The organism is Streptomyces sp. NPDC059247, from assembly GCF_042754005.1.
Taxonomy (GTDB): domain Bacteria; phylum Actinomycetota; class Actinomycetes; order Streptomycetales; family Streptomycetaceae; genus Streptomyces.
The window spans coordinates 90966-113902 of sequence record NZ_JBHYZW010000012.1 but is presented as its reverse complement, the minus strand read 5'-3'; the positions used below and the strand labels follow the sequence as shown (position 1 = coordinate 113902).

At 72.3% G+C, this 22937-nt stretch carries 20 protein-coding genes and 1 tRNA gene; 14 read left to right on the top strand and 7 right to left on the bottom strand.

Annotation, left to right across the window (positions count from 1 at the left end):
* Positions 1 to 46: 46 nt before the first annotated feature.
* The gene (locus ACFXGN_RS21985; protein WP_384861688.1) at positions 47 to 1687 is read right to left on the bottom strand and encodes a beta-N-acetylhexosaminidase; all 1641 of its coding nucleotides are present in this window, start codon (positions 1685 to 1687) and stop codon (positions 47 to 49) included.
* Positions 1688 to 1880: 193 nt separating this feature from the next.
* On the opposite strand from ACFXGN_RS21985, the gene ACFXGN_RS21980 reads away from it, so the two are divergent.
* The gene (locus ACFXGN_RS21980) at positions 1881 to 2156 is read left to right on the top strand and encodes a hypothetical protein (RefSeq protein ID WP_384861686.1); all 276 of its coding nucleotides are present in this window, start codon (positions 1881 to 1883) and stop codon (positions 2154 to 2156) included.
* A 33-nt stretch (positions 2157 to 2189) separates the two neighbouring features.
* Entirely contained in the window at positions 2190 to 4007 is a 1818-nt protein-coding gene (glmS, locus tag ACFXGN_RS21975) for a glutamine--fructose-6-phosphate transaminase (isomerizing) (protein ID WP_384861683.1), read from the top strand.
* Positions 4008 to 4129: 122 nt separating this feature from the next.
* On the opposite strand, the gene ACFXGN_RS21970 is transcribed toward glmS, so the two are convergent.
* Together ACFXGN_RS21970 and ACFXGN_RS21965 are read right to left on the bottom strand one after the other, a co-directional pair.
* Complete coding sequence (locus ACFXGN_RS21970) at positions 4130 to 4693, bottom strand: GPR1/FUN34/YaaH family transporter (RefSeq protein ID WP_384861680.1); 564 nt, start codon at positions 4691 to 4693, stop codon at positions 4130 to 4132.
* Positions 4694 to 4871: 178 nt separating this feature from the next.
* Positions 4872 to 5393: a universal stress protein gene (locus ACFXGN_RS21965; RefSeq protein WP_384861677.1), complete on the bottom strand. Its 522-nt coding sequence runs from the start codon at positions 5391 to 5393 to the stop codon at positions 4872 to 4874.
* 340 nt (positions 5394 to 5733) lie between these two features.
* Here ACFXGN_RS21965 and ACFXGN_RS21960 point away from each other — a divergent pair, with 340 nt between their 5' ends.
* The 11 genes from ACFXGN_RS21960 to ACFXGN_RS21910 all read left to right on the top strand — a co-directional run bounded on the left by ACFXGN_RS21960 (position 5734) and on the right by ACFXGN_RS21910 (position 18258).
* Positions 5734 to 6117 carry a hypothetical protein gene (locus ACFXGN_RS21960; protein ID WP_384861675.1) on the top strand — a complete coding sequence of 128 codons (384 nt, stop codon included), beginning with the start codon at positions 5734 to 5736 and terminating at the stop codon, positions 6115 to 6117.
* A 451-nt stretch (positions 6118 to 6568) separates the two neighbouring features.
* Positions 6569 to 7732 (top strand): helix-turn-helix domain-containing protein, encoded by a 1164-nt coding sequence (locus tag ACFXGN_RS21955; protein ID WP_384861672.1) that lies wholly within the window; start codon positions 6569 to 6571, stop codon positions 7730 to 7732.
* Positions 7733 to 7848: 116 nt separating this feature from the next.
* Positions 7849 to 8451, top strand: coding sequence for an oligoribonuclease (orn, locus tag ACFXGN_RS21950; protein WP_384861670.1), 603 nt, complete (start codon positions 7849 to 7851; stop codon positions 8449 to 8451).
* A 129-nt stretch (positions 8452 to 8580) separates the two neighbouring features.
* Positions 8581 to 8653, top strand: a tRNA-His gene (locus ACFXGN_RS21945).
* Positions 8654 to 8766: 113 nt separating this feature from the next.
* A complete protein-coding gene (locus ACFXGN_RS21940) occupies positions 8767 to 9207 on the top strand; it encodes a hypothetical protein (protein ID WP_384861667.1) in 441 nt (146 codons plus the stop codon).
* Positions 9208 to 9476: 269 nt separating this feature from the next.
* Entirely contained in the window at positions 9477 to 10814 is a 1338-nt protein-coding gene (locus ACFXGN_RS21935) for an ABC transporter substrate-binding protein (protein ID WP_384861665.1), read from the top strand.
* A gap of 191 nt (positions 10815 to 11005) precedes the next feature.
* The gene (locus ACFXGN_RS21930) at positions 11006 to 12001 is read left to right on the top strand and encodes a carbohydrate ABC transporter permease (protein WP_384861880.1); all 996 of its coding nucleotides are present in this window, start codon (positions 11006 to 11008) and stop codon (positions 11999 to 12001) included.
* Entirely contained in the window at positions 12001 to 12825 is an 825-nt protein-coding gene (locus ACFXGN_RS21925; RefSeq protein WP_384861663.1) for a carbohydrate ABC transporter permease, read from the top strand. Before ACFXGN_RS21930 ends, ACFXGN_RS21925 begins: the two co-directional genes overlap by 1 nt.
* Positions 12826 to 13173: 348 nt before the next feature.
* The gene (gene aspT / locus ACFXGN_RS21920) at positions 13174 to 14856 is read left to right on the top strand and encodes an aspartate-alanine antiporter (protein WP_384861661.1); all 1683 of its coding nucleotides are present in this window, start codon (positions 13174 to 13176) and stop codon (positions 14854 to 14856) included.
* Between the two features lie 4 nt (positions 14857 to 14860).
* Complete coding sequence (aspT, locus tag ACFXGN_RS21915; protein ID WP_384861659.1) at positions 14861 to 16564, top strand: aspartate-alanine antiporter; 1704 nt, start codon at positions 14861 to 14863, stop codon at positions 16562 to 16564.
* Between the two features lie 44 nt (positions 16565 to 16608).
* Positions 16609 to 18258 (top strand): bifunctional aspartate transaminase/aspartate 4-decarboxylase, encoded by a 1650-nt coding sequence (locus tag ACFXGN_RS21910; protein ID WP_384861657.1) that lies wholly within the window; start codon positions 16609 to 16611, stop codon positions 18256 to 18258.
* A gap of 222 nt (positions 18259 to 18480) precedes the next feature.
* On the opposite strand, the gene ACFXGN_RS21905 is transcribed toward ACFXGN_RS21910, so the two are convergent.
* Both ACFXGN_RS21905 and ACFXGN_RS21900 read right to left on the bottom strand, forming a co-directional pair.
* Positions 18481 to 19884 (bottom strand): ATP-binding protein, encoded by a 1404-nt coding sequence (locus ACFXGN_RS21905; protein ID WP_384861654.1) that lies wholly within the window; start codon positions 19882 to 19884, stop codon positions 18481 to 18483.
* Positions 19881 to 20582 carry a response regulator transcription factor gene (locus ACFXGN_RS21900; protein ID WP_384861652.1) on the bottom strand — a complete coding sequence of 234 codons (702 nt, stop codon included), beginning with the start codon at positions 20580 to 20582 and terminating at the stop codon, positions 19881 to 19883. The genes ACFXGN_RS21905 and ACFXGN_RS21900 overlap by 4 nt, the downstream gene beginning before the upstream one ends.
* Before the next feature lie 87 nt (positions 20583 to 20669).
* On the opposite strand from ACFXGN_RS21900, the gene ACFXGN_RS21895 reads away from it, so the two are divergent.
* Positions 20670 to 21239, top strand: coding sequence for a hypothetical protein (locus ACFXGN_RS21895; RefSeq protein WP_384861649.1), 570 nt, complete (start codon positions 20670 to 20672; stop codon positions 21237 to 21239).
* A gap of 21 nt (positions 21240 to 21260) precedes the next feature.
* Here the strand turns inward: ACFXGN_RS21895 and ACFXGN_RS21890 are convergent, their stop codons facing one another.
* Together ACFXGN_RS21890 and ACFXGN_RS21885 are read right to left on the bottom strand one after the other, a co-directional pair.
* Entirely contained in the window at positions 21261 to 22130 is an 870-nt protein-coding gene (locus ACFXGN_RS21890; protein ID WP_384861647.1) for a spermidine synthase, read from the bottom strand.
* Between the two features lie 204 nt (positions 22131 to 22334).
* Positions 22335 to 22778 carry a hypothetical protein gene (locus tag ACFXGN_RS21885; protein ID WP_384861645.1) on the bottom strand — a complete coding sequence of 148 codons (444 nt, stop codon included), beginning with the start codon at positions 22776 to 22778 and terminating at the stop codon, positions 22335 to 22337.
* Between the last annotated feature and the right edge of the window lie 159 nt (positions 22779 to 22937).

Below are 22937 nucleotides of genomic sequence, written 5' to 3'. Positions count from 1 at the left end.
AGTACGGTCCTCCGCCGGGGCCCGCGCCGTCGTGCGCGCGGTCCGGCTACGGCGCGGGCCAGGGGACCTCGGGGGAGCGGTACCAGTCGATGCCGAGGGCCTCGAAGCGCGGGGCCTGCTCCGCGAGCCTGACCTTGTACGTCTCCCAGTCGTGGCTCGCCGCCGGTGACCAGCCCAGTTCCGCCACCCCCGGCAGCCGGGGGAAGGCCATCACGTCGAGGTCGTCCGTGGTGGCCAGGGTCTCCGTCCACAGCGGCGACTCGACGCCCCGGACGGCGGACGCGGGCGCGCCCGGCAGATAGGTGTCGGGGTTCCAGTCGTAGGAGCGCCTGACCTCGACGTATCCGGCCCAGGCGAGGCCGAGCGGGGTGTCCTTGGTGTACTTCATGTCGAGGTAGGTGCGGTCGGCGGGCGAGAGGATCAGACCGCTGCCGGCGCGGGCGGCGGCGGCGACCCGTTCCTTCTCGGCGGCGGGGGTGCGGTCGAGGCCCCAGTACTGGACGAGGGCGCCCTCTGCGGGGGTGGTGGCGGTGAGCTGGTGCCAGCCGACGACCTTCTTGCCGTACTTCGCGACGACCGGCTGCACCTTGTCCATGAAGGCCTTGTAGTCGGCCTGGCTGGTGGAGTGCGCCTCGTCGCCGCCGATGTGGACGTACCGGCCGGGGGTGAGCGCGGCGATCTCCCGGATCACGTCGTCGACGAAGTCGTACGTGACGGGCTTCGGGACGCACAGGGAGCTGAAGCCGACCTTGATGCCGGTGTAGAGGGGCGGGGCGACGCCGTCGCAGTTGAGTTCGGCGTAGGAGGCGAGGGCCGCGTTGGTGTGGCCCGGCAGGTCGATCTCGGGGATGACCTCCTGGTAGCGGGAGGCCGCGTACGCGACGATCTCCCGGTACTCGTCCTTGGTGTAGAAGCCGCCGGGGCCGCCGCCGACCTCGGTGGAGCCGCCGTAGGTGGTGAGGCGGGGCCAGGAGTCGACCGCGATGCGCCAGCCCTGGTCGTCGGAGAGGTGCAGGTGGAGGGTGTTCACCTTGTAGAGGGCGAGCTGGTCGATGTAGCGCTTGACCTCGTCGACGGTGAAGAAGTGCCGGGCGACGTCGAGCATGGCGCCCCGGTAGCCGTAGCGGGGGGTGTCGGTGACGGTGCCGCCCGCGACCTTCCAGGGGCCGGGCTGGACGCTGTCGCGTTCGACGGCGGCGGGCAGTTGCTGGCGGAGGGTCTGGAGGCCGCGGAAGAGTCCGGCGGGGGCGCGGGCGGTGAGGAGGAGGCCGCCGGGCGCGGAGCGCAGCCGGTAGCCCTCGTCGCCGAGGGCGGTGTCGTCGGGGCGCAGGCGCAGGCGGATGCCGCCGTCGGCGGCCCGGTCGTCGACGACGGGCAGCGGGAAGCCGGTGGCGGGGCGCAGGAGTCCGGCGAGGTACTGGCCGAGGGCCTTGGACTCGGCGGAGCCGGTGTCGACGCCGATGCGGGTGGCGCGGGTCAGGGTGTACGGCTCGCCCTTGGGGGAGACGGAGGCGGGTACGGGCACGATCCGGCCGAGCGGGCGGACCTCGGGCTCGACGGCGGACCGGCCGCCGCGCTTGCCGTCGGTGGTGCGGCCGTCGGCGGCGGCCTCGCCGCAGCCGACTCCGGCTGCGGCGACCAGGAGGAGGGATCCGATCAGGCGTGGAATCCTTCGGCGCTGTTTCACGGGCTGGGTCCCCTTCAGGCGTTGGACACGTCTGTGGAGTTCTATATCCGAACCTTCACCATGCGTACCGCTGAGGGTCCGAACGGTCAAGGTCTGGACCAAACCACCTTTTCCTTGCCTGGATCATGAGCCTCCTGCCCGATATCGGGCAGGATTCTTGCAAAGGCCCTTGTGTACCCCGCAGTATTCATGGGTGCTCGAACGCCGCCCGTCACACGACGACCTCATCGACCACCTGGTGCGCAGCACCGCGCTCCAGCGCGGCGAGGCGGTCCGGGTGATCCTCGACGTGCTGGCGTACTTCGACGAGACGACCGAGGAGTTCGTCCGGCGCCGCCACCGCGAGCTGCAGTCCGGCGGCTCCGTGAACGCCGAGATCTTCGAACGGATCGCGGCGGAACTCCCGCACCGGGCCGTGGCGCCCCAGGAGCTCTCGCTCCGGCAGCTGCGCCGCATCGTCTACGGCTGAGCACACTCGTCAACCTGGAGGGGTTTCACCTTTATGTGCGGAATTGTCGGTTACATCGGTAAGCGTGACGTCGCCCCGCTGCTCCTGGAGGGCCTTCAGCGCCTGGAGTACCGGGGATACGACTCGGCGGGCATCGTCATCACCAGCCCGAAGGCCTCCGGCCTGAAGATGGTGAAGGCCAAGGGCCGGGTCCGCGACCTGGAGGCCAAGGTCCCCAAGCGCTTCACCGGCACCACCGGCATCGCCCACACCCGCTGGGCCACCCACGGCGCGCCGAGCGACGTCAACTCGCACCCGCACCTGGACCCGGAGAACAAGGTCGCCGTCGTCCACAACGGCATCGTCGACAACGCCCAGGAGCTCCGCGCCAAGCTGGAGGCCGAGGGCGTCGTCTTCGCCTCCGAGACGGACACCGAGGTCATCACCCACCTCATCGCCCGCTCCCGGGCCGACTCCCTGGAGGAGAAGGTCCGCGAGGCGCTCAAGGTCATCGAGGGCACCTACGGCATCGCCGTGATGCACGCCGACTTCAACGACCGCATCGTCGTCGCCCGCAACGGCTCCCCGGTCATCCTCGGCATCGGCGAGAAGGAGATGCTCGTCGCCTCCGACGTCGCCGCGCTGATCGCCCACACCCGTCAGGTCGTCACCCTCGACGACGGCGAGATGGCCACCCTCAAGGCCGACGACTTCCGCACCTACACGGTCTCCGGCACCACCACCACCGCCACCCCCGAGACCGTCGAGTGGGAGGCCGCCTCGTACGACATGGGCGGTCACGACACGTACATGCACAAGGAGATCTCCGAGCAGCCCGACGCGGTCGACCGGGTGCTGCGCGGCCGGATCGACGACCGCTTCTCCACCGTGCACCTCGGCGGTCTGAACCTGGACGCCCGCGAGGCCCGCACCATCCGCCGGATCAAGATCCTCGGCTGCGGCACCTCGTACCACGCCGGTCTCATCGGCGCCGGGCTCATCGAGTCCCTGGCCCGCATCCCCGCCGACGCCGAGCCCGCCTCGGAGTTCCGCTACCGCAACCCGGTCGTGGACCCCGACACCCTCTACATCGCCGTCTCCCAGTCCGGCGAGACCTACGACGTGCTCGCCGCCGTCCAGGAGCTGAAGCGCAAGGGCGCCCGCGTCCTCGGCGTGGTCAACGTGGTCGGCTCCGCCATCGCCCGGGAGGCCGACGGCGGCGTGTACGTCCACGCCGGCCCCGAGGTCTGCGTCGTCTCCACCAAGTGCTTCACCAACACGGTCACCGCCTTCGCGCTGCTCGCCCTGCACCTGGGCCGCATCCGGGACCTGTCCGTCACCGACGGCAAGCGGATCATCGAGGGGCTGCGCAGGCTCCCCGCGCAGATCAGCGAGATCCTGGAGACCGAGGACGAGATCAAGAAGATCGCCGCGGAGTACGCGGGCGCCCAGTCGATGATGTTCATCGGCCGCGTCCGGGGCTACCCGGTCGCCCTGGAGGCCTCCCTCAAGCTGAAGGAGATCTCCTACATCCACGCCGAGGCCTACCCCGCCTCCGAGCTGAAGCACGGCCCGCTCGCCCTCATCGAGCCCGCCCTGCCGACGGTCGCGATCGTCCCCGACGACGACCTCCTGGAGAAGAACCGCGCCGCCCTGGAGGAGATCAAGGCCCGCAGCGGCCGCATCCTCGCGGTGGCGCACCAGCCGCAGGCGAAGGCCGACCACACCATCGTCGTACCGAAGAACGAGGACGAGCTGGACCCCATCCTGATGGGCATCCCGCTCCAGCTCCTCGCCTACCACACGGCGCTCGCCATGGGCCGCGACATCGACAAGCCGCGCAACCTGGCCAAGTCCGTCACGGTCGAGTAGCGGCCGTCCGGGCCTGTCCCCCGGACCCGCCGCGCCCGCCGGGCCTGTCCCCCGGCGGCTCGCCTGACACCAGAGCGGCCCCCGGTGCCTTCGCACCGGGGGCCGCTCCCCTTCCCGCCCGCTCAGGCCGCCGGGACCGCGCTCCGGTTCGCCCGGCCGAGGGCCGTCGGCCAGCCCGCGACGGCCGCCGTGGCGCCGTACCAGGCGGCGAGACCGGCGACCGCGGCGACCCAGCCGCCCACCTTGCCCAGCGTGCCGTTGTCCGCGAGCGCGCCCGTGCCCAGCAGCACCAGCGCGACGAACAGCAGCCCGTACACGCCCTGTCCGAACGGTCCGCTGCCCGAGGCGGCCAGCGTCAGGGTGAGCACCAGGAGCGCCCACAGGAGCAGGAAGACCCCGGCGGCGTCGGCCGAGGCGTCGCCGCCCGCCCCGATCCCCCAGGTGAACCAGAAGGCGCCGAGCGCCGTGTGTGCCGTGCCCCCGGCCTTGTCGCCCGCGCGCAGCGCGAGCAGCCCGACGAGGAAGAGCGTCACCCCGCCGACCCAGGTGGCGAGGCCCGCGGCATCGGCTGCCGTGACGTGGTCGATGACGCCCGTGCCACCCAGGCCGAAGGCCAGCAGGGTGAGTCCGAGGGCGAGGTGTCCGAGAGTCGAGGTGGTGTTTCCCGCGGCGATGTCGTTGCTCACGGCGGGCTCCCTTCAGGTGCGCAGTCATGCTGCGTGAGCTGCTGTGATCCGGTGACCCTTATGTACCCTTCACAAGCGCGCAATTCACCTGAGGAAGGCCGAAATTATGGCCGGAGAACAGCAGTTGACCCAGTCATCTGACGGGTCGTGAGTGACGACGGCACGTGCCGCGCGGGGCTTACGGGATGACGATCACGGGCCGCTGCGCGCGGCGCGCGAGGCGCCCGGCGACGGAGCCGAAGATCCGGCCGACGATGCCGTGCGTGGAGCCGACCACGATGGCGTCGGCCGAGTACTCCCGCCCGACCTCCTCCAGTTCGTGGCAGATGTCCCCGCCGCGCTCGACGAGGATCCACGGCACCTCCGAGAGGTGCTCGGCGCACGCCAGCTCGAGGCCGAGGACCTCGGTGCGGTGGTCGGGCACGTCGACGAAGACGGGCGGCTCGCACCCGGCCCAGACCGTGGTGGGCAGCCGGTTGGCCACGTGCACGATGATCAGGCCCGAGCCGGAGCGCCTGGCCATGCCGATGGCGTAGGCGAGGGCGCGCTCGCTGGACGTGGAGCCGTCGAAGCCGACGACGACCCCGTGCCGGAAGGCCGGATCGCAGGCGTGACGTGTCTGTTCCACCGCGAGGGGGTCGACCGTGGAGTCGGCGACGCGCTCGCGGTCCGCGGGTTCGGAGAATTCGTGACCGGCCATCGGTGTCTCGGCGAAGAAGGTCCTCGTGGGAAGGGACGGGGAACGGAGGGGACGAACGACGGGTGACGGCGGAGCTGTGTCCGGGAATCATCTTCCCAAGCCCATACCCCCAAGGGTACGGCGACACTCCTCTCCTGCCCAGAGTCCGCCGTGCCGCACCCGGTGCGCCGCGGCTCGCGCACGGCGTTCCAGGGAGCATGCACGAGCGGTTCGGGATCTGGCAATGCCGGATGTGCCCTACAGGTGTCCGTACGGGGGCCAAACGGACGTCGCCGAGAGTGACCGGACCGTTCCGTTCCTCGTTGCCACAGGTCCAGCCACCGTCGCAGGGAGAACGCCCGTGCCCGCACCATCGACCGCCACCGGCCAGACCCCCATCGCGCCCGCTCCCCTCCTCTCCGCGCCGCGCGGGCGGCGGCGGCCCGCGCCCCCGGCCGTGCGGGAGCCGGGCGCGGGGACGCCGGACGCCGGACCGGAGGCCGCGACGGGACCGGGTGCGGGCACGGGAGCGGGTCCGGCGGACCAGACGGGGGACGTCGTCCGGTGGGCGGTCTTCTGCTGCGCGCTCGTACCGGTGGTCCTCCTCGTCTACGGCTCCTCCCTCGCGGGGGCGGCCGGAACCGCGTGCGGACTGGTCTCGGTGACGGCCGCCTGCCGGCTGCTGCTGCGCCGCGCGGAGCGCGGACTGCGCGGCGAGGGCGCCCACGGCTCCCGGCGGGGCTGAACCGGCCGGGGGCGAACCGGGACGGAACGGGACGGAAATCGGTCCCCGCTTCCGTCCGCTCCTCTTCGAGTTGACAGGTTCGTACAACCGAACCCATATGTTTTCAGCCAACTTCCAGCCATCGGTGAGCCCTTGGCGAAACGGTTGTCCAACCCCGGTGCCGACACCCGGGAATGCCCCGCCCCAGGGGCCCGCACCCCCCGCGTACGGGGCTGTTTCCCGCACCGGCCCTTCCCGGGCGCCCTCACCCGGGAAGTCTCCGCGATCGATCGCTTCACGCCAAGTGGCCTTGTCGACAATCCACCGGATGGAGAACTTGTCACGCCGGTGCCATCGGACGCAGTAGATTCGATCATGGGTACCGAAGACTGGGGTCTCGTGCAGAACCGAGGGGAAACGTGCAGGTGCGACACGACCAGGGAGACGCGAACACCGAGGGGGGCTTAGCGTCATGAGCCAGGACTCCGCCGTACCGGAGGCCGCACGGAAACTGACCGGACGCCGTCGTCGCGAAGTCGTCGCGGTGCTGCTGTTCAGTGGCGGCCCCATCTTCGAGAGCTCCATTCCGCTCTCGGTGTTCGGGATCGACCGGCAGGACGCCGGAGTGCCTCGCTACCGGCTGCTCGTCTGCGCGGGCGAGGACGGCCCGCTGAGGACCACCGGTGGACTCGAACTGACCGCGCCCTACGGCCTGGAGGCCATCAGCCGCGCGGGCACCGTAGTCGTCCCGGCCTGGCGGTCGATCACCTCGCCGCCACCGCCGGAGGCGCTCGAAGCACTGCGCAGGGCGCACGAGGAGGGCGCCAGGATCGTCGGCCTGTGCACGGGGGCGTTCGTCCTCGCCGCGGCCGGACTCCTGGACGGCCGCCCGGCGACCACGCATTGGATGTACGCGCCGACGCTCGCCAAGCGCTACCCGTCGGTCCACGTGGACCCCCGGGAGCTCTTCGTCGACGACGGGGACGTCCTGACGTCCGCCGGAACGGCGGCCGGAATCGATCTGTGTCTGCACATCGTGCGGACCGACCACGGCACGGAGGCCGCGGGCGCCCTGGCGCGCCGGCTGGTCGTCCCGCCGCGGCGCAGCGGCGGTCAGGAGCGCTACCTCGACAGGTCTTTACCTGAGGAGATCGGCGCCGACCCGCTGGCCGAGGTCGTCGCCTGGGCGCTGGAGCACCTCCACGAGCAGTTCGACGTGGAGACCCTCGCCGCCCGCGCCTACATGTCACGGCGGACCTTCGACCGCCGGTTCCGCTCGCTGACCGGATCCGCCCCGCTCCAGTGGCTGATCACCCAGCGGGTGCTGCAGGCGCAGCGGCTGCTCGAAACCTCCGACTACTCGGTCGACGAGGTGGCGGGCAGGTGCGGCTTCCGCTCCCCGGTGGCGCTGCGCGGCCACTTCCGGCGGCAGCTCGGCTCCTCGCCGGCTGCCTACCGGGCGGCGTACCGCGCCAGGCGACCGCAGAGCGACACCAGCACGGCGGTGCTCGACCCGATGGTGCCCGCCCAGGTCGGGGCCCGGCGGCCCGGGTCCGGGCTGGAACCGGGCAAGCCGCACTCCGACGCCTACGCACCCGGGCGCCCCGCGCTCCCGGGCCAGCGCAGCGCGCCGTAACGAAGGAGCGGCGCGGCCACCGGCCGCGCCGCGCGGGACCCACGGGCGCCCGGGAGACCTCTCCCGGGCGCCCGTCGGCCTGCTCGGAGAGCCGGAAGCCCCCTAAGGTAGGACGCATGAACGATCGCATGGTGTGGATCGACTGCGAGATGACCGGGCTCTCGCTGACGGACGACGCACTCATCGAGGTGGCCGCACTGGTCACCGACTCGGAACTGAACGTACTCGGCGACGGGGTGGACATCGTGATCCGCCCGCCGGACGCGGCCCTGGAGACCATGCCGGAGGTCGTGCGCCGGATGCACACGTCCTCGGGCCTGCTCGACGCGCTCGCCGACGGCACCACGCTCGCCGACGCGGAGGCCCAGGTCCTCGCGTACATCCGCGAGCACGTCAAGGAACCGGGCAAGGCGCCCCTGTGCGGGAACTCGGTCTCCACCGACCGGGGCTTCCTCGCCCGGGACATGCCCGCCCTGGAGGGCCACCTGCACTACCGGATCGTCGATGTCTCCTCGGTCAAGGAACTGGCCCGGCGCTGGTACCCGAGGGCGTACTTCAACAGCCCGGAGAAGAACGGCAACCACCGCGCGCTCGCCGACATCCGCGAGTCCATCGCGGAACTGCGCTACTACCGCGAGGCGGTCTTCGTCCCGCAGCCCGGCCCCGACTCGGAGACCGCGAAGCGGATCGCCGCGCGGCACGTCGTCCCGTCCGAATGACCCCCTTCCCGCAGGGCCGCTCGCGCCCCCGGAACCCGCCTCGGAAAAGGCGGGCGCGAGCACCCTCCGGGACCCTGTAGACTTCTTCTCGGCCGGTCAGGGAAACCTTCGGGAAGACCGCTGGTCATGGTGGGTATAGCTCAGCTGGCAGAGCACCTGGTTGTGGTCCAGGATGTCGCGGGTTCAAGTCCCGTTACTCACCCTGAAGACTCAGGCCCCGGTTCATCCGAACCGGGGCCTGAGTCGTTCCACGGCGCCGGGGCGGTCCGCGACCGCGCCCCTCCTTCCCCTCCCCACTTCCGTCGAGGAGCGCCTGTGACCTCCCTCTCCCTCCGGCGGGCCGGGGCGTCCGTCCTCGTCCTGGAGGTCTGCTACCTCCTGCTCCTACAGCTGGCCTCCGTCCTCCTCGCCGTGGACAGTCCCGAGCCCGACCGGTCCGGTCCCGGCGCCTTCCTCGCGGTGATGGCGGCGGCCGTCGTCCTGCTGCTCTGGGCCGCGGCCCTCCTCGGACTGCCCGCCCTCATGAAGAGGGTCCCCCGGTGGACCCGGGCCGTGGTGCTCGTCGGCACGGCCGCCCTCCAGCTGTACGTCGTCCGGGGCGCGGCGGCCAACGCCCTGGACCAGGGACTCGAACCCGACGCCGTGCTCAACGCGCTCATGGTGCTGTGCGCGCTGGTCGCCACCGCCGCGTGCGTCCGGGGACTGCGCGCCCCGGCCGGAAGGACACCGACCGGGAGCCGGACGGCCGAGGGCTGACGGACCGGGGGGCGCCGGACCGGGGGGCGCCGGACCGGGGGGCGCCGGACCCGGGCCGGGCTGACGGACCGGGACCGGAGCGGCCCTACCGGGCTGATCAGGCCGACCGGGCTGACCAGCCCGATCAGGCCGACCGTCCGGGGGCCGGGGGTCCTGTTCCTCTCCGAGGCGGTCACGGGCGGGCCGGTGCGGGCCGTGCGGGTGAGTTCCGGGGCGCCCCGCGAGCTGCCGCCGGGCCGCCGGACGGGGCCGCACTACGGTCGGGGCCCATGTGGAGCGGGCGGAGGGGCACGGGCGCGTACGGGACCGCGCTGGTCCTGCTCCTCCTGTCCGCCCTCCTCTCCGGGGGCTGCGCCACCGACCCCGAGGGGCCCTCCCCGGCGCGGGCGCACCGGGCCGGGGACGGCGGGTCCCGGCCCGTCACCCTCACCGTCGGGGTGTTCGGCACCTTCGGCCTCCAGGAGGCCGGGCTCTACGACGCGTACATGCGGCTCCGTCCCGACGTGGCCGTCCGGCAGACCTCCCTCACCCGCAACGACGTCTACTACCCGCAGCTCCTGACCCATCTCACCGCCGGGTCCGGGCTCGCCGACGTCCAGGCCGTCGAGGTCGGCAACATCGCCGAGGTGATCACCACCCAGGCCGACCGGCTCGTCGAGCTCGGCACCGCCCCCGGGGTGGACCGGCGGGCCTTCCTGCCGTGGAAGTGGGCGCAGGGCACCGGCCCCGACGGGCGCGTCCTCGCCCTCGGCACCGACATCGGCCCGCAGGCCGTCTGCTACCGCAAGGACCTCTTCGCGAAGGCCGGACTGCCCACCGGGCGGGACGCGGTCGGGCGGCTGTGGGCCGGGGACTGGCGCCGGTACCTGGCCGCGGGGCTCCGCTACCGCGAACGCGCGCCGAAGGGCACCGCGTTCACGGACTCCGCGTCCGGGGTGCTGGCGGCGGTCATGGCGGGCGCGCCCGTGCGCCACTACGACGGGCGGGGCGCCCTCGTGGTGGCCGACAACCCCGCCGTGCGGGAGGCCTGGGACCTCGCCGCCTCGTTCGCCCGGCGGGGACTGACCGCCCGGCTCCAGCAGTTCACCCCCGGCTGGGACCAGGCCTTCGCCCACGGAGCCTTCGCCACCGTCACCTGTCCCGCCTGGATGCTCGGCTACATCCAGGACAAGACGGGCCCCTCGGGCCGCGGGCGCTGGGACGTGGCGGCGGCCCCCCGGCCCGGCAACTGGGGCGGCTCCTTCCTCGTCGTGCCCGCCGCCGGGCGGCACCGCGCCGAAGCCGCCCGGCTGGCGGCCTGGCTGACCGCCCCGGCCCAGCAGGCACGGCTCTTCGCCCGGCGCGGGAGCTTCCCGAGCGCCTCGGCCGCGTACCCGCTCCCGGCGGTGGCGGAGGCCCGCGCCGCGTACTTCGGCGGCGCACCGGTCGGCGCCCTCTTCGCCGAGGCGGCCCGGGGCGTCCCCCGCGCCCCGGTGGGCCCCAAGGACGGGCTGATCACCCAGACCCTGGCCGACACCGGGATGCTCCAGATCGACCAGACGGGCCGGGACCCGGACGACGCCTGGCGGGCCACGATGAAGGCCCTCGACAACGCGCTGGACCGGTGACACCGGTGCCGGACCTGACGGACCCCCGGGAGCCGGGCGGCGGGGACCCGCCCGGAACCACGGGCGCGGGAGCGGCGGCACCGGGACCCCCACCCCCCGCACCGGACCTCGCGCCGGGCCCCGCGCCTGGTCCCGCGCCCGGCCCTCCGGCGCCCGGCGCCGTGACGGCTTCCGTTCCCGCGCCCCTCCCCGTGCTCCCCCGCGCGGTCCCGTCCCCGGCGGCGTCCGCTTCTCCGCCCGGCCCGGGGGCCGGACCCGCGCGCGGCCGGTGGGGGCGGGCGGGAGGGCGGCGGCGGTCCTGGGCTCCGTACGCCCTCCTCTCCCCCTTCTTCGTGCTCTTCGGGGCCTTCGGTGTCTTTCCGCTGGTCGCCACCGCCTGGGCCTCCCTGCACCGGGTCGAGCTGACCGCGCCCGAGCGGGCCGAGTGGGTGGGGCTGCGGAACTACACCCGGCTCGCCGGGGACGAGTTCTTCTGGAACGCCCTCGGCAACACCGTCGCCATCGGCGTCCTCGCCACCGTCCCCCAACTGCTGCTCGCGCTCGGCGTGGCCCATCTGCTGGACGTGCGGCTGCGCGGCCGGGGGTTCTTCCGGGTCGTCGCCCTGGCCCCGTACGCCACCTCCGTGGCCGCCGCGACCCTGGTCTTCGCCCTGTTCTTCGGACGGGACCACGGGATGGCCAACTGGGTCCTGACGGGCCTCGGAGCGGGCCCGGTGGACTGGCAGAACGGGTCCTGGGCCGCGAAGTCCGCCGTGGCGTCGATCGTGATCTGGCGCTGGACCGGCTACAACGCGCTGATCTACCTCGCGGCCATACAGACCGTCCCCCGTGAGCTGTACGAGGCGGCGGCGCTCGACGGGGCCTCCCGGTGGCGCCAGTTCCTGCACGTGACGCTGCCGGGGCTGCGGCCCGCGCTCGCGTTCACCGGGCTCGTGTCGACGATCGGCGCGACCCAGCTGTTCGGGGAGCCGCTGCTGTTCGGCAGCGGGGCGGGCGCCTCGGGCGGGGCGGACCGCCAGTTCCAGACGCTGGGCCTCTACCTGTACGAGCAGGGCTGGGTGAACCTGCACCTGGGGCGGGCCGCCGCCCTCGCCTGGACCATGCTGCTGATCCTGGTCGCGGTCTGCGGGGCGGCCCGGCTGCTCCCCGCCGTCCTGCGGGGGCGCACGGCGCGGAGGGCGGGCTGATGCGGACCGGGCGCGCCGGGGCGGGCACGTACGCGCTGCTCGCGCTGTTCACCCTCGTCTCCCTCTTCCCGCTCCTCTGGACGGCGGTCGCCGCCTCCCGGACCGGTACGCGGCTCGCGGCGACCCCGCCCCCGTTCCGCTTCGGCCGGAACCTGGCGCGGAACCTGGAGATCGCCTGGACCGACGCCCGGCTCGGCGAGGCGCTCCTCAACACCGCGCTGGTGGCCGGGACGGTCGCCACGGGGACGGTGGTGTGCGCGACCCTCGCCGGTTTCGCCTTCGCCAAGCTGCGGTTCCGGTTCCGGGGCGTCCTGCTGCTCCTCGTGGCCGGGACGATGCTGATCCCGCCGCAGCTGGGGGTGGTCCCGCTCTATCTGCTGATCGCCCGGCTGCGCTGGACGGACGAGCTCCAGGCGGTGGTGCTGCCCTCGCTGGTGTCGGCCTTCGGGGTGTTCTTCATGCGCCAGCACCTCGTGCGGGCGCTGCCCTCCGAGCTGCTCGAAGCGGCCCGGACGGACGGGGCGGGGACGGTACGGACGCTGTGGCACGTGGTGCTCCCGGCGGCGCGGCCCGCGATGGCGGTGCTCGCGATGCTGTCCTTCGTGGCCTCCTGGAACGACTTCTTCTGGCCGGTCCTGGCGCTGACGCAGACGGGGAACCCGACGGTCCAGGTGGCGCTCACCGGCCTGGGACGGGGGTACGTGCCGGACCCGTCGGTGGTGATGGCGGGGGCGCTGCTCGGGACGCTGCCGCTGCTGGTGGTGCTCGCGCTGTTCGGGCGGCACATCGTGGGCGGGGTGATGCGGGGCGCGGTGAAGGGGTGAAGGGGTGGAGGGAGGAAACGACGGAGGGGTGGAGGGCTGAAGGGGTGAGGGGGCGCGCCCCGTGGCGTCCGGCTGGGGGCGGACCCAGCGCACATCGGACCCCGGACGCGTCGGAGCCGGGACCCGTCCCGTGGTGTCCGGGCCGGGGTGCCCCCGTGGCGTCCGGCCCGGGGCGCGCGAACGCGTCCCGCGCGGGGCCCTCCCGGGCGTCCCGCCGCCGGGGAATCGTCCTTCCGGATTCCGCCACTCGTTCGGGCGCGACGGCGATCCTCTTCGACCTCCTCCTGTTAACTTCCCCTTATGTCCAACATGCTCGCATTTCAGAGATTTTGGGCGAGGTGAGGCTGAATGGGAGTCCTGCGTGACCATCCCGAACTCGCCCTCTTCCTCTGCCTCGCGGCCGGATACCTGGTCGGCAAGCTCCGGGTCGGGCCCATCACCCTCGGCGGCATCTGCGGCACCCTGATCGTCTCGCTGCTGCTCGGCGCCTGGACCAAGGTCACCATCTCGGACGACGTGAAGACGGTCTTCTTCGCGCTCTTCATCTTCTCGCTCGGCTACATGGCGGGCCCGCAGTTCTTCGCCAACCTCAACCGCAAGAGCCTGCGCTTCTTCGCGCTCTGCCTCATCGAGGTCGTCTGCGTCGTCGGCATCGCCTTCGGTCTCGCCAAGGGCTTCGACCTGGACGTCGGCACCGCCGCCGGCATCCTCGCGGGCGCCGCCACCGAGTCGGCGGTCGTCGGCACGGCCACCGAGGCCATCGCCAAGCTCTCCGACCTGACCCAGGCGCAGATCACCGAGTACCAGGGGCACGTGGCCACCGCGTACACGGTCTGCTACCTCTTCGGGCTCGTCACCATCGTCATCTACACCAGCCAGATCATGCCGATGATGCTCCGCATCGACCTCCGTGACGCCTCCCGCGCGCTCTGGGAGAAGATGCGCGGCAGCGGCGGCGGTCTGGAGTCCGACGAGCGCGAGGCGCTCCCCGGCATGGTCGGCCGGACCTTCCTCGTCACCCACGCCGACGGCAGCAAGGTCGGCGACCTGGAACGGTCGCTGGACCGCCGGGTCACCGTCGAGGCGGTGAAGCGGGGCAGCAAGGTCCTCACCCCTCCCCCGCCCGACTTCGAGCTGACCCTCTCCGACCTGGTCCTCACGGTGGGACGGCGGGCCAACATCATCGAGGCGGGCCGGGTCATCGGCCCCGAGACCCCGGCGATCCCCGGGCTGGACACCCCGCTGGCCACCACCCAGGTCTCGCTGACCGCCCAGAACACGGTGGGCAAGTCCCTGGACACCCTGGCGAAGGAGCACCCGGAGTTCACCTCCGGCGGGGTGTACGTGACGGACGTGCTGCGCAACGACCAGCACCTGCCCGCGACCCCGGAGACCGTCGTCGCCCGGGGTGACGTGCTCACCCTGGTCGGCGCCCGCTCGGGGCTCGGCAAGCTGGCGTCGAAGATCGGCTCGGTCGTGAAGAACGACGCCACCGACTTCATCTACCTGGGCCTCGGCATCGTCTGCGGTTCGCTGCTCGGCCAGATCGTGGTCCGCTTCGGCGACGTCCCGATGTCGCTGGGCACCGGCGGCGGCTGTCTGATCTCCGGTCTGCTCTTCGGCTGGTTCCGTTCCCGGACGCAGACCTTCGGCGCCTTCCCGCCCCAGGCGGCCTCCACCCTCAAGGACATGGGCCTGGCGATCTTCATCGCCTGCACCGGTCTGGTGTCGGGCCCGCAGGCCTGGCCGCTGCTCAAGGAGTACGGCCTGCTGCTGCCGTTCGCGGGCATCGCGATGGTCCTGGTGCCCGCGACGCTCTCGCTGGTCATCGGACGGAAGCTGCTGAAGATCGAGAAACCGCTGCTCATCGGCGCCATCGCGGGCCAGCAGTGTTCGACCCCGGCGATCACCTCGATCACCCAGGTCGCGAAGAGTTCGGTGCCGATGCTCGGTTACACGATCACGTACACGCTCTCGAACTTCCTGCTGCCGCTGACGGGCCCCCTGCTCGTCGGTGTCCTCGGGGCGTGAGGTCATGATCGACTTCCTCAACCGGAACATCTTCCAGCCCCACCCCGAGCTGCTGGTCTTCATCACCGTCGCGCTCGGCTTCCTCTTCGGCAAGCTCCGCTACAAGGCCATCGCGCTGGGCGCGGTGACGGGGTGCCTGGTGGCCGGGCTGCTGCTCGGCGCGCAGTTCAAGGTGACGATCGACGGCACGGTGAAGAACCTCTTCTTCACCATGTTCCTCTTCGCCCTCGGCTACAAGGTCGGCCCGCAGTTCTTCCGGGGGCTGCGGAAGGACGGCCTTCCCCAGGTCCTCAACGCGGTCCTGGTCTGTGTGACGGGTCTGCTCGTCTCCTGGGGCTTCGCCGTGATGCTGGGGTACGGTCCCGGGCTCTCCGCCGGTCTGCTCGGCGGGGCGCTCACCCAGTCGGCGGTCATCGGTGTCGCCCAGGACGCCATCGGCAACCTGCCGGGGCTCTCCGCCGACCAGATGAAGACCGAGGAGAACCTGGTCGCGATCGGCTACGCCGTCACGTACCCGCTCGGCACCATCCTCTGCGCGATGCTCCTCGCCAACGTCCTGCCCAGGCTCTACAAGCGGGACCTGGCCGCCGAGTCCGCGCAGCTCGCCAAGGAGCTGGACGCCCCGGGCGACAACCCGGACCTCGCGGAGGGCTACTACGAGGTCGTGCTGCGCGCGTACCGGATCGAGCACTCGCCGCTGGTCGGCAGGACCGTCGACGACTTCGAGAACCAGCAGAAGGAGCTGGGACACCGCATCTACCTCACCCGGGTGCGGCGCGACGGCCAGCTCCTCCCGCACGACCAGGACCTGGTGCTGCGCACCGGGGACGTGGTCGCGGTCAGCGCGCTGCGGGGCTCGCTCGTCGACTTCGACGCCCGGACGAACATCGGACCCGAGACCGACGACGTGGAACTGCTCGGCTACGAGACCGAGACCCTGCACGTGGTCGCCTCGAACAAGGAGCAGATGGGCAGGACCGTCGCGGACCTGCGCCGCGAGCCCTTCATGGTCGGCGTGTACATCGACAAGATCTACCGGGCGGGCGCGGAGTACCCGTACCGCCTCTCCACCAAGGTGGAGCGCGGCGACACGGTGATCCTGACCGGGCCCAAGCGGCTGGTGGGCCCGGCGGGCAAGGCGATCGGCAAGCCGGTGCCGACCTCCTTCGCCACCGACATGCTCTGGGTCGGCCTCGGGATCTTCCTCGGCGGCTGCATCGGCATCCCCGCGCTGACCGTGTCGGGCGTGCCGATCTCGCTCTCCACCTCCGGCGGCGCCCTGATCATGGGTCTGGTCTTCGGCTGGATCCGGGGCAAGTACCCGACGTACGGCAACGTGCCGCCCGGCGCCCAGTGGTTCATGGACACCCTGGGGCTCTGCCTCTTCGTCGCGGTCGTCGGGATCAACGCCGGGCCGAGCTTCACCAGCGGCCTGTCCACGGCCGGCTGGGGGCTGCTGATCTGGGGCGCGGTGGCGACCCTGATCCCCCTGATCGTGGGCTTCCTGGTCGGCCACTACGTACAGAAGATCCGCTTCCCGATCCTGATGGGCGTGCTGGCCGGCGGCCAGACGACGACCGCGGCGATCGGCGCGATCAACGAACAGTCCAAGTCCCAGATCCCCACCCTCGGCTACACGATCCCCTACGCGGTGGGCAACGTCCTGCTGACCATCTGGGGCGCCGTGATCGTCATCCTCAACCACTGACCCGGAACCACCGCCCCGACCGCTGACGGAAGTGAGTGCCCGCCGTGCCCAAGACCACCTTCACCCGTGCGGAGATCCAGTCCTTCGCACAGCTCTCGCCGTTCGAACTGAAGGACAAGTTCATCCGGATCGCGCAGGAGGCGCAGGCCGACAAGCCCGGACAGAAGGAGAAGTCGCAGACGCAGATGCTCAACGCGGGCCGGGGCAACCCGAACTGGGTCGCCACCGGCCCCCGCGAGGCGTACTTCGCGCTCGGCTACTTCTCGCTCTCCGAGTCGCGCCGCGTCTGGACCGCCGACGACCTCGGCGGGATGCCCGAGGTCGCGGGCTCCGGCGCCCGCTTCGACACCTTCGTCCGGCAGCACCCCGACCTGCCCGGCATCGAACTCCTCCAGAGCTGTGTGGAGTACGCCGTCGAACGCTTCGGCTTCGACAAGGACGCCTTCGTGCACGAGCTGACCGACAGCACGATCGGCGACAACTACCCGGTGCCGGGCCGCATCCTGCCGCACACCGAGCAGATCGTACGGGGCTACCTGGACGACGAGATGTTCGGCGGAAAGCCGCCCGCCGGGAACATGTCGCTGTTCACCACCGAGGGCGGCACGGCCGCCATGTGCTACATCTTCGACTCCCTGATGAAGAACGGGATCCTGAAGAAGGGCGACCGGATCGCCCTGATGGTCCCGGTCTTCACCCCGTACATCGAGATCCCCGAACTCGACACGTACGGCTTCGACGTCGTCAACGTCAACGCGAGCCTCTTCACGGAGACCGGGGTGCGCCAGTGGCGCTACCCGACCGAGGAGGTCGCCAAGCTGGCCGACCCGTCGGTGAAGATGGTCTGTGTCGTCAACCCGTCGAACCCGCCGTCGCTGGCGCTGAGCGAGCGGGTCACGGACCAGATCAAGGACATCGTCGCCACGGCCAACCCGAACCTGCTGATCGTCACGGACGACGTGTACGGCACGTTCGTCGAGGGCTTCCGCTCGCTCGCCGCGGACCTGCCCCGCAACACCCTCCTCGTGTACTCGTACTCCAAGCACTACGGCTGCACGGGCCACCGGCTCGGCGTGATCGGCCTCTACGACGACAACGTCATCGACGAGATGATCAAGAAGCTGCCCCGGGAGGAGACGGACCGCCTGAACAAGCGGTACGGCACGCTCACCCTGGACCCGGAGAAGATCCGGTTCATCGACCGGCTGGTCGCCGACTCCCGTCAGGTCGCGCTCAACCACACGGCCGGACTGTCGCTGCCCCAGCAGGTCATGATGTCGCTGTTCTCGCTCTTCGACCTGCTGCCCGAGGGACAGGCGTACAAGGAGCGGATCCGGGGCATCGTGCGCCAGCGTCTGGAACTGCTCCTCGAAGGCGCCCAGATGAAGATCGCCGACGATCCGAAGCGGGCCGGGTACTACATCGAGCTGGACCTGCTCGCGGAGGCCGAGCGGGTGCACGGGAAGGACTTCGCGGACTTCCTGGAGAAGAACTACGAGCCGGTGGACCCGCTGTTCCGGCTCGCCGAGCAGACCAGCGTCGTCCTCCTGAACGGCGGCGGCTTCGACGGTCCCGAGTGGTCGGTCCGGGTCTCCCTGGCCAACCTCGACGACCTGGACTACCTGAAGATCGGCCACCACCTGCGGGCGATCTTCAACGACTACGCCGAGGAGTGGAAGGCCGCCACGGTCTGAGTGGGGGGTGCGCGCCCCGGCCGGGGTAGGGGGTCTGCGGGCCGGGGCGCGCCTTGTGGGGGGAGGGGGTAGCACGACAGACGCTAGCGCCCCGGAAACGGACAAAGGGGAGTACGGGGACATCGGCGGCCTTCCTTAAGGCGTGCTTAAGGAAGGCATCGGAACCAGCAAAGGTTGCCGAACGGACCCGGCCGAGGGGGCTTGAACCGGCCGACCCCCACGTCAGCCGACGCCCGCCCTGCGGGTGCCCGTGCCCCCTCGGCGGCGGCGGGGCGGGCGGGACGCCCGGGACGCCGAGCCCGTACCGCGTCCGCCGAGCCCGATCCACACCCGGACCTCCGTGCCGCCGAGGACCGACCGCCCGATGCGCACATCGCCGCCGGTGGCCTCCGCCAGCCGCCGCGCGATGTCGAGGCCGAGGCCCGTGGAGCCGTCCCGGGCCCCGCTGTTGCCCCGGGCGAGCGCGGCGGCGGGGTTCTCGATGCCGGGGCCCGCGTCGGAGACCAGGACGATGACGGCGTCGTCGCCGTTGTGGACGTCGATCGAGAAGGCCGTGCCCTCGGGGGTGTGCCGGAAGACGTTGCCGAGCAGCGCGTCGAGCGCGGCCACCAGTTCGGGCCGGGCGACCGGGATGCGGACCGGCCGCTCGACGCCCGCGACCCGGACCGGGCGGCCCTCGTCCTCGGCGAGCGCGGACCAGAAGTCCATCCGCTGGCGCACCACTTCGGCCGCGTCGCAGCCCGCGCCGGGTCCGGCGGCCTGGGTCTGCGGCTTCGCCTCCCGGGCCGTACGGATGATGATGTCGACCTCGCGCTCCAGCTGCTCGACGGCCGCCCGGGTCTGCTCGGCGACCGGCCCCGAGCCGAGCGAGGCCGCGTTGAGGCGCAGCACGGTGAGCGGGGTGCGGAGCCGGTGGGAGAGGTCGGCGGCCAGCTCCCGCTCGTTGGCGAGGAGCTGCACGACCTGGTCGGCCATCGAGTTGAACGCGACGGCGGCCGACTTGAGTTCGGCCGGACCCTCCTCGGGGACCCGGACGCCGAGCCTGCCCTCGCCGAGCTCGTGGGCGGCGCCCGCGAGCCGCTGGGCGGGCTGGACCATCCGCACCCCGAGCCGGTCCGCGACGGCGACCGAGCCGACGACCAGGGCGAGGCCGACCCCGGCGAGCACCAGCCAGGCGGTGGTGACGCCGTTGGACACGTCCCCCTCGGGGACGAAGATCTCGACGTAGGCGACCTGGGCGCTGCTGATGGCGGTGGGCTGGAGCAGGACGAAGCCGCCGGGGACCTCGGCGATGGACACCCGGTTGATCCTGCGGGTGACCGCGAGGTCCTTCTCGCTGACCCGGCGGGTACCGATCTCCAGCCGTTCGCCGTCGGCCCCGGCGGCGGGGATGTGGATGGCGAGCCGCCCGGCGGCCCCCTCCTCGGTGCTGGCGACGGCCTTCTCCAGCTCGTCGCGGTCGGTGGTGATGGCGAGGACGGGGGCGAGCCCGGCGGCCCGCCGCTCGGCGTTGGAGAACGCCCGGTCGCGGGCCATCTCCTTGACGACCAGCGCGAGGGGCACGGCGAAGGCGAAGACGACCATGGCGGTGACCGCGAGGGACACCTTGACGAGCGCCCACCTCACGGCGTCGGCTCCCGGGGCGGCTCCAGTTTCACGCCGACCCCGCGCAGGGTGTGCAGATAGCGGGGCCGGGCGGCCGCCTCCCCCAACTTCCGCCGCAGCCATGACAAATGTACGTCGATGGTCTGGTCGTCCCCGTACGACTGCTGCCAGACCTCGGCGAGCAGCTCCTTGCGGGGCACGACGACCCCGGGCCGCCCGGCGAGGAAGGCGAGCAGGTCGAACTCGCGCCGGGTGAGGTCCAGCGGCGCCCCGTCCAGCTCCGCCTGACGGCGCAACGGATCGACGGTGAGCCCGCCGACCCGGATCACCCGGGACGGCGGCGCCTCCCCCACCGCCGACCGCGCCCGGCGCAGGACCGCGGCCATCCGGGCCGACAGGTGGTCGACCGAGAAGGGCTTCACGAGGTAGTCGTCGGCGCCCGCGTGGAGCAGCCGGACGATCTCCGCCTCGTCGTCCCGGGCGGTCGCGATGATCACCGGTACGTCGGTGATCCCGCGCAGCATCTTGAGGGCCTCGGACCCGTCGAGATCCGGCAGACCGAGGTCCAGGATCACGACGTCGAAGCGGAAATGGGCGACCTCGCGCAACGCCTCCAGAGCCGTGCCGACGCTCCGCACCGTGTGGGAGGCCTCGGACAGCCGACGGATGAGGGCGGAGCGCACGAACTGGTCGTCCTCGACCACGAGCACACTTGCCATGGGCCGCACCGTACGCCATTCGAGAGGATCATCTGACAATCTCCACCCTCTGGCCCAACCCCGTGGCCGGTGGTGCACTATGGCCCGGTGCGAAGAGGACTCGTTCACGCCCTGGCCTGGTCGCTCGCCACCGGCGCGGCGGGAACCCTGTCCTGGTGGGGGGTGCACACGGTGCTGTCCGGCACGGTGTACGACCCGCCGCGCGCGCTGCCCCTGCCCGCCGGTCCCGTCGAGGAGCCCCCGGCGGCCGAGGAGCTGTCGTCCTCCTCGACCCGACGGCCCGACACCACCCCGCCGTCCACGCCCGCTCCCTCCCGGTACGCCCCTGACGGCGGCTCCACGGGCACGGCCGTCGCCCCCGCGACGACGCCCGCGCGGACGACCGAGCCCGTGGCCCCGCCGCCCGCCACCACCGGGGCGGAATCCGGCTCGAACGTGAAGAGCTACACCGTGGACGGCGGCCGGGTCGCCTTCGACCTCGGGAAGACCTCGGCCGAACTCGTCTCGGCGACCCCCGCGTCCGGCTGGCAGATGCAGGTGTGGAAGGACGCCACCTGGATCCGGGTCACCTTCACCTCCGGCGGGCGCGAACTGTCCGTCTTCTGCCTCTGGCACGACACCGCGCCCCGGGTGCAGATCGAGGAACGGGCCGTCTGAGCCGGTGGCGGGACGCCGCCGTCAGTGGAACGCGGACGGCGGCGGTACGGGCGAGGGCTTGGCGACCGCGTCGGTGACCGGCACCGCTCCCCCGGCGAAGTCGGCGAGCGCCCGGCCGTGTTCGACCCGGCCGGGGTGCGGATCGGTGGCGACCCGGCGGGTCAGCTCGGCGACCGGCAGTTCCCGGTCCGAGGCCAGCAGCACCGCGTTGCCGAACCGGCGTCCGCGCAGCACGGTCGGATCGGCGGTGAGCGCGAGTTCGGGGAAGACGGCGGCGGCGGTGGCGATCTGGCCGCGCAGATGGCTCAGGGGCGGGCCGTCGGCCAGGTTGGCCGCGTAGCAGCCGTCCGGCCGCAGCACCCGCCGCACTTCGGTGAGGAACTCGGTGCTGGTCAGATGGGCCGGGGTACGGGCCCCGCCGAACACATCGGCGACCACGAGGTCGGCCCAGCCGTCCTGGACCTTGCCGAGCCCGGCGCGGGCGTCGGCGGAGCGGACCCGGATGCGGGCCCCGGCGTCCAGCGGGAGTTCCCGCCGGACGAACTGCACCAGACGCGCGTCGAGCTCCACGATCTGCTGGGTGGAGCGGGGCCGGGTCGCGGCGACGTAGCGGGCGAGGGTGAAGGCGCCGCCGCCGAGGTGGACCACCTGGAGCGGCCGGTTCGGCGGGGCGACGAGGTCGATGACGTGACCGAGCCGCCGCTGGTACTCGAAGGTGAGGCGGGCCGGGTCGTCGAGGTCCACGTGGGACTGCGGGGCGCCGTCGATCAGCAGCGTCCAGGCCCGGGGCCGGTCCCGGTCGGGCACGAGTTCGGCGACTCCGCCGTCGACGGTCTCGACGACGGGGGCGGCAGCCGCCGCCCGGTCGCGCTGCTTGTTGTTCCTGGCCACGGACCCATTATCGACTGCCGCCCGGAGCCGGGGCCCGGCGGACGGTCGGCAGACGACAGAGAGCAGAGAACAGAGAACAGAGAACAGAGAACAGGGAGCGGAGAACAGACGGCAGACGGCAGACGGCGATCAGGCAGGAGCGGTGATCGGCCGACGGCGGACAGTCGGGGCAGACGGGCGGCGGCGGACGGGCGGCGGCAGCCGTCAGTGGCAGCCGTCGGCCGCCTCGATGAGCCGGGCCGCCTCGCCGAGGGCCGCGCGGAGCACCGCGGGGTCGGTGACCTGGTCGGCCTCCCCCGGGGGCAGCAGCCAGCCCGCGGGGCGGGGCGCGTCCCCGGCCGGTTCGGGCAGTTCGGGCAGCTCCGGGAGGCGCAGCCCGCGCCCGGAGGTCCTCGTACAGGCGCTGCCGGGCAGGTCCCAGGCGGCGGCGGTGCCGGGCGGGACCAGGAAGCCCAGGGTGGCGCAGGTCCCGTCGTGGACGACGGGGCCGACGGCGGGGGTGGCGCCGCGCCGGAGGATGTCCACGGCCTCCAGCCCCTGCCGGACCGGGACGGTCACCAGGTCCCAGGGCTCGGCGGCGGACGGCGCCCCGGTGGCCTCCGGGGCGGGCGCGTGCCACGTGGCCGACTGCGAACCGATCTCCGTCATGGGACCCCTCCTCGCTCCTGAGGAGACACGTGCCGTCTCTCCTCTACCGGTTCAACGCCCGCGCGCGTCAACGGCTACGGCGGTTTCCCGCCGCAAAGGATGGCAGTTCATGGCAGATGGAAGGCGAGATATCCGATTTGTAGCCAAACTCGGCATGAG